The following is a 6,013-nucleotide window of genomic DNA, read 5'->3' as shown; positions in this document are numbered from 1 at the left end:
CGGGCGCGGGTGCGGGCGGCGTGGGTTCCGGGGCGGGCGAACGGCGGCTGAGCAGCACGAGACCGCCGCCGAGCCCGGCGACGGTACCGGTGAACAGCGCGGCGGACCGCAGGAACGCGCGGCGGTCCATGGAGGGGCGCTCGGTGGGGGACTCTCGGTCTTCGTCGGGCATGCGGCACCTCGGGGTTGCCTCAATCTACGGCGTGACGGCGGGCGGAATGTTCCGTCGGGACACACGAAGGAGCGCCGCCACATAAGGTACGTGGCGGCGCTCCTTCCGGGTTCAGTCGCGCGGGTTCAGGGGCGGTAGAACACGAGCGACACCGGCAGGTTCGAGCCGTTGGCGGGCACGAAGCTGAGGTTGAGGACGTCGCTGCGGGCGCGCCAGAGCAGCTGGGGCACGTCGGGCTTGGTGAGGACGCCGGAGCGCGGCACGCGCATCGTGGAGGCGTCCGGCCCGTCCGTGAGCCGCAGCGCGCCGCGGTAGGCTCCGCCGCGTGGGGCGAGCGCCACGACGGCGCCCGCGGCGTTCGTGACCTGCACCTCGTAGAGCACGCCGTAGTTCCCGAGGAGCTTCATGGGCGTCCCCGTGATGACGTCGGTGCCCGAGAGCGCGCGGTCGTTCTGCCCGTCGCCGATGTTGAGTCGTGCGGGGAGCTGGCCCAGCGTGACGGACAGGCGCCGCACGGCGCCCGGGAAGGTGCCGCGCTGGTGCTGCCCGTCGAGCGGCAGGACCGGCAGGGCCGCCACGAGCGGGACGCTCATGTTGGTGTCGGCGGGGAGAATGACGAAGCTGAGTTCCACACGGCCGTCGGTCTCGACGTCCTGCATGAAGTTCGCGCCCGCGCCGGGCGTCAGGACGGGCGAGGAGTAGAGCGTCACGAGCCGTCCGGACTCCACCGTGAGCTGCGGCGTGGCCTCCGAGGTGAGGAAGTCGAGCAGGGCCACCTGTCCGAGGGTGCCTTCCGTCTTGGACGGGGCCGTCTCGCCCGCGCGGACGGAGCGGACCGTGACGGGACGGTCCTCGAGGTTGCGCGCCACGACGTACACCCGCGCGGGCGCGCCGAGGCCGTTGACGTGGTAGGCGAGCAGGCGCGCGCGGCCCGAGACGGTGTCGCGGTAGAGCACGCCGGGCGCGGCGGGCTTCTCGGGCGAGTCGCTGAAGAGCAGGGGGAAGTTCTGCTCGACGGTGTTCACGCGCGGCGCGAGCGCGGGGTAGCCCAGCACGAGGGGATCATTGAAGGCCTCGTTGAGCCCCGTGTTGCGCAGCGCGTACGTGAGGGGCGTCGCGACGGGCGCGCCCTGCACGCGGATGGTGCGGGAGTAGGGCGGGCTGACCTTCCCGGCGGCGTTCGTGACCTTGAGGGACACGACGTACTCGCCGGGCTGGTAGTACGCGTCCTGCCGTCCGCTCCACTCGCGTTTCGTGACGGCCTGCCCTTCGGGATCGAAGGAGTAGTCGACGAGGGTGACCTTCTCGCCGGGCGCGTAGACGCCCTTCTCGGGCGCGAAGCGGGCCTGCGGCGCGGTGGGGTCGGCGTTGTTCACGAGGGGCGCGGTGAGGGTGAAGGCGCGCCCGTCGCGTGACGGGTCGAGGGTGCTGCCCGTCGCGGACGCCAGCCAGCGCAGGTCCACGTACAGCTGACCGTTCACGGTGGTGGCGCCCGTCTCGTCGATGGGGGCGTCGTGGACGTCCACGGCGGGCAGGGAGAGCAGGTTGAGCGTCTCGGTGAGCGGCACGAGCACGGCCGAGCCGCGCGCGACGGGCGGATTCTGGAAGACGGCGGGCTGGCCGTTGACGGTGACGTTCGGGTTGCCGGGCGCGAGGACGAGCTGCCGCGACGCGGCGAACGCCGTGCCCGCCGCGAGCAGGGCGAGGGAGAGCGCGAGGGCGTGGAGACGGTGACGCATGGCGATCAGGGTAGCGAAGGCTCGCTGACGGCTCGTGAGGCGGCCCTCACGCGGCCGGGCTTGAGCGTTTCCGGCACCCTCACACGGTCGCGGCGCGTACGCTGCCGTCGGAGGCATCATGAAGAGACCGATCCTCGTCCTCGTCGTCCTGCCGTCGGTCCTGAGCGCCGCGCCCGCGCTCGCCCAGTCGTCCCTGCCGGGGCAGCCGTCGCAGACGGGGCAGAACCTCACGCAGCGTCCCGTGCTCTCGGGCAAGACGAACGGAGTGCGCTGGGCGCTGTTCGCGCCGGGCGCGGCGGACGCCAACACGGACACGCCCGGCGCGGGCCTGCTGTCGCTCACGGCGCCGCAGGGCGCGGGCGTGCTGGGCGCCCGCTACGACGCCGCCGCGAAGGTGGCGACGCTGAGCTACCGGGTGCGCGGGACGCTAGCGGACGTGCTGGCCGCGCACGACGAGCAGCTCAAGCGGCAGGGTTTCGCTCCGACGTCCCGCGAGGTGAACGCCCGGGAGGCGCGCGTCACGTACGGACGCGGCGAGGGGAGGCTCACGCTGAACCTCGGCCTGGCGGGCTCGGTGGTGCGGGCGGCGCTGGACCTCTCGGACGTGCGGGGCGTGGCCCCCGACGCGGGCTCGGCCACGCCCCCCGCGAATCCGCAGGACCGGGCACCCTGACCTGGCTCAGCCGCTCACCGTGCCGAGGCGTACGACGCGCGTCGCGACGCGCTCCACGAGGCGGCGGTCGTGCGAGGAGAACACCAGCGTACCCGGGTGCGCCACGAGAAGGTCCTCCAGCGCCTCGATGGCGCGCACGTCGAGGTGGTTGGTGGGCTCGTCGAGGACGAGCAGGGAGGCGCGCGTCACCGCCACGCGCGCGAGGGTGAGGCGGGTGCGTTCGCCGCCGGAGAGCCGTCCGAGCTCCGCGCGGGGGTCGGTGGGCAGCCCGAGCCGCGCGAGGAGGTGGTGGAGGTCCTGGGTGCGCAGGGCGGGCTGCGCGGCGCGCAGGGCCTCCTCGACGGTGCGGAACGCGAGGAGTTCCTCGCCGTGCTGCCCGGCCCAGTACAGGGTGAGTCCGTGCCCCGGCGTGACCGTCCCGGTCGTGGGCGCGACGCGGCCCGTGACGGCGGCGAGCAGGGTGCTCTTGCCGCTCCCGTTCGGTCCGACGAGCGCCACCTTCTCGCCGCGCCGGACGTGCAGGTTCAGTCCCGCGAACGGGGAGACGCCGCCCCGGTCGACCGAGAGGTCGGTGACGCGCAGCACGTCCGTGGGTCCCGTGGGCACGTCGGGCAGGGGCACGTCCACGCGGGTGTGGTCCTCGTAGGGTTTCTCCACGACGGTGAGGCGCTCCAGCCGTCGCTCGATGGCCTTGGCGCGGGAGGCGTTGACGACCTGCGCGTTCTGCGCCTTGCCCTTGGCGAGGAGCTTGTCGCCGTCGCTGGCGCGTTTGTGGTTGTACTGGGAGGCGCTGCGCGCCTTGCTCTGGCGGCGGCGCATCTCCTCGTCGAGCGCGCCCCGTCTGCGCTCGTAGGCTTCGTGGTGACGCGCCTGCGCTTCGGTGAGGACGCGCTTGACCTCCATCGCCCCGGTGTAGCCGCCGGGGTACTCGTGGAGCTCTCCGCGTTCGAGTTCGAGGACGCGCGTGACGGTCGCGTCGAGGAAGGCGCGGTCGTGCGACACGACCAGCACGCACGACGGAGCGCTTCGCACCCAGCCTTCGAGCCACGTGACGCTGTCCGCGTCGAGGTGGTTGGAGGGCTCGTCGAGGAGCAGCACGTCGGCGGGCGCGAGGAGCAGGGCGGCGAGCATGACGCGGCGACGCTGACCGCCCGAGAGGCCGACCGTGCGGGCGTCCGCGCGCAGGTCGAGGCCCGCGAGGACGGCGCTCGCGCGGGCCTCGAAGTCGTAGCCTCCGAGCACGCGGAAGGCTTCCTCCGCCTCGCCGTACCGCGCGAGGTGCTCGGGGGTGGGGTTTCGGAGGAGCTTCTCGGCGTGGCCGAGCGCCTCACGGGCCCGCAGGAGCGCGGGTGGGGTCACGGCGTCGAGCACGCCGAGGTCGGTGCCGGGCGCGTGCTGCGCGAGGACGCCGACGGTGCCGGTGACGTGGACGCTGCCCGCCGAGGGCGCCTCCTCTCCGGAGAGGACGCGGACGAGGGTGCTCTTGCCGCTGCCGTTGCGGCCGACGAGGCCGACCTTCTCGCCCGCGTGCAGCTCGAACGAGACGTCGGAAAAGATGAGCTGGTCGCCGTAGGTCTTGGCGACCGATCGCAGGACGATGCCCACGCTGACCTCCCATGGTGGTGAGTGCAGATTCCAGGGGTTGTGGCGGTCAGCGTCGGTCGGTCATGCGGTTCTTTCTCCTGCGAGGGCTCGGGCCTTCCCCCAGGAAGCCTGGTCGGGGACGCGTCCAGCCTAGACAGGCACGGTGGGGGCGTCAATACGCCGTTGGGCCGAGAAAGGGGCCTTAGACTCTGGGGATGCTCACCGACCACCTGACCCGGCAGTTCGCGTTCGTCACGGAGATCGATCGGCTCAAGAGCGTCCTGCGGCAGACGGACCTCATCGACGGCAGCCGCCGTGAGAACACCGCCGAGCACAGCTGGCACGTGTGCGTCCTCGCGATGGCGCTGCACGAGCACGCGGAGGCGCCCCGGCCGGACCTCGACCGGGTCCTGCGGATGCTGCTGCTGCACGACGTGGTGGAGATCGACGCGGGCGACACCTTCGCGTACGACACGGTCGGTTACGAGGACAAGGCCGAGCGGGAGGCGGCGGCGGCGCGGCGGCTGTTCGGCCTGCTTCCGGTGGAGCAGGGCACGGCGTGGCGGGCGCTGTGGGAGGAGTTCGAGGCGGGCGTCACACCGGAGGCGCGCTTCGCGAACGCGGTGGACCGACTGCTGCCCGTCGTGCAGAACTTCGCGGCGGGCGGCGGCTCGTGGACGCGGCACGGCGTGGCCCGCTCGCAGGTGCTGCGGCGGGTGGAGCCGGTGCGGGACGTCTCGGGGACGTTGTGGGCGTACGTGGCGGCGTTGCTCGACCGGGCGGTGGAGCGAGGATTTCTGGGTGACGCCTGAAGCGTGAAGAATTCGGTTCCTGTAAGAGTTTGGTAGCAGAGGGTACTTTACCTTCTCTTCAGATTCTCATGTTCCTGTCCCTGCGTACCCGCCTCGTCCTCGCCTACTTCCTGTTCGCGCTCCTCGCCGTCGGCATCGTGACGCTCGGCCTGGGGCGCGCCGCGACCCTGCACCTCAAGGACGCCACGGGCACCCACCTCCAGGAGCTCGCCTACGAGATGTCCGATCGACTCGACCGCGGCATGTTCGAGCGTCACAAGGACATGCAGGTCCTCGCGCAGCTCGACCTGATGCGCGACCCCACCGTCGGGGACGATCAGCGCCAGTTGCTCGTCGAGGAGCTCCAGCGGACCTTCACGCCCTACGCGTGGATCGGATACGTGACGCCGGACGGGGAGGTGCGCGCGTCCACGGGCAGCCTGCTGGAGGGCGCGAACGTGTCGTCGCGCGAGTGGTTCCGCCGCGCGAGACAGTCGGCCTTCGTCGGCGACGTGCACGACGCGGTGCTGCTCGCGAAGCTCCTGCCGCACGAGGGCAGCGAGCCCCTGCGCTTCGTGGACGTCAGCACACCCGTCCGCGACCGTCAGGGGAGGCTCGTCGCGGTGCTCGGCGCGCACCTGAGCTGGTCATGGGCGAGGGAGGTGCAGCAGGGCCTGCTGCAGCCCGTCCACGAACGGCGCGTGGACGTGCTGGTGCTCTCCCGCGACCACACGGTGCTGCTCGGCCCGGCCGAGCTTCAGGGCCGGAAGCTCGCGCTGGACGTCCTGTCCCGCCCCGGCCTGCTCGCGCACGAGGTGGAGCGCTGGCCGGACGGGACCTCGTACGTCACGGGCGTCAGCGTCAGTCAGGGCTACCGCGACTACCCGGGGCTGGGGTGGACCGTCGTGACGCGCGAACCCGCCGCCGACGCCTTCGCCGTCGTGTACGGCTTCCAGCGGGCGGCGCTCGTGGCGGCGTTTCTCGTGGCGCTCGCGTTCGGAGTGCTCGGCGCGTGGCGCGCGCACGCGATCACGCTGCCCCTCGCGCGGCTCAC

General features: G+C 72.4%; 5 protein-coding genes. 3 read left to right on the top strand and 2 right to left on the bottom strand.

Features of this window, described 5'->3' with window-relative positions:
* Positions 1–297: 297 nt before the first annotated feature.
* Positions 298–1,911: a hypothetical protein gene (locus tag DEIPI_RS0116525; protein ID WP_027482500.1), complete on the bottom strand. Its 1,614-nt coding sequence runs from the start codon at positions 1,909–1,911 to the stop codon at positions 298–300.
* A 118-nt stretch (positions 1,912–2,029) separates the two neighbouring features.
* On the opposite strand from DEIPI_RS0116525, the gene DEIPI_RS0116520 reads away from it, so the two are divergent.
* Entirely contained in the window at positions 2,030–2,584 is a 555-nt protein-coding gene (locus tag DEIPI_RS0116520) for a hypothetical protein (RefSeq protein ID WP_027482499.1), read from the top strand.
* A 6-nt stretch (positions 2,585–2,590) separates the two neighbouring features.
* On the opposite strand, the gene abc-f is transcribed toward DEIPI_RS0116520, so the two are convergent.
* Positions 2,591–4,189: a ribosomal protection-like ABC-F family protein gene (abc-f, locus tag DEIPI_RS0116515; RefSeq protein WP_027482498.1), complete on the bottom strand. Its 1,599-nt coding sequence runs from the start codon at positions 4,187–4,189 to the stop codon at positions 2,591–2,593.
* A 194-nt stretch (positions 4,190–4,383) separates the two neighbouring features.
* Between abc-f and DEIPI_RS0116510 the strand changes: the two genes are divergently transcribed.
* Complete coding sequence (locus DEIPI_RS0116510) at positions 4,384–4,980, top strand: HD domain-containing protein (RefSeq protein ID WP_027482497.1); 597 nt, start codon at positions 4,384–4,386, stop codon at positions 4,978–4,980.
* Between the two features lie 68 nt (positions 4,981–5,048).
* The coding region (locus DEIPI_RS40100; protein ID WP_027482496.1) for a cache domain-containing protein at positions 5,049–6,013 on the top strand (965 nt) is incomplete at its 3' end.

Origin of the sequence: Deinococcus pimensis DSM 21231 (assembly GCF_000519345.1) — a bacterium.
Taxonomy (GTDB): Bacteria; Deinococcota; Deinococci; order Deinococcales; family Deinococcaceae; genus Deinococcus_A; species Deinococcus_A pimensis.
The sequence above is the reverse complement of the archived record's forward strand: the minus strand, read 5'-3'. Positions and strand labels throughout refer to the sequence as shown.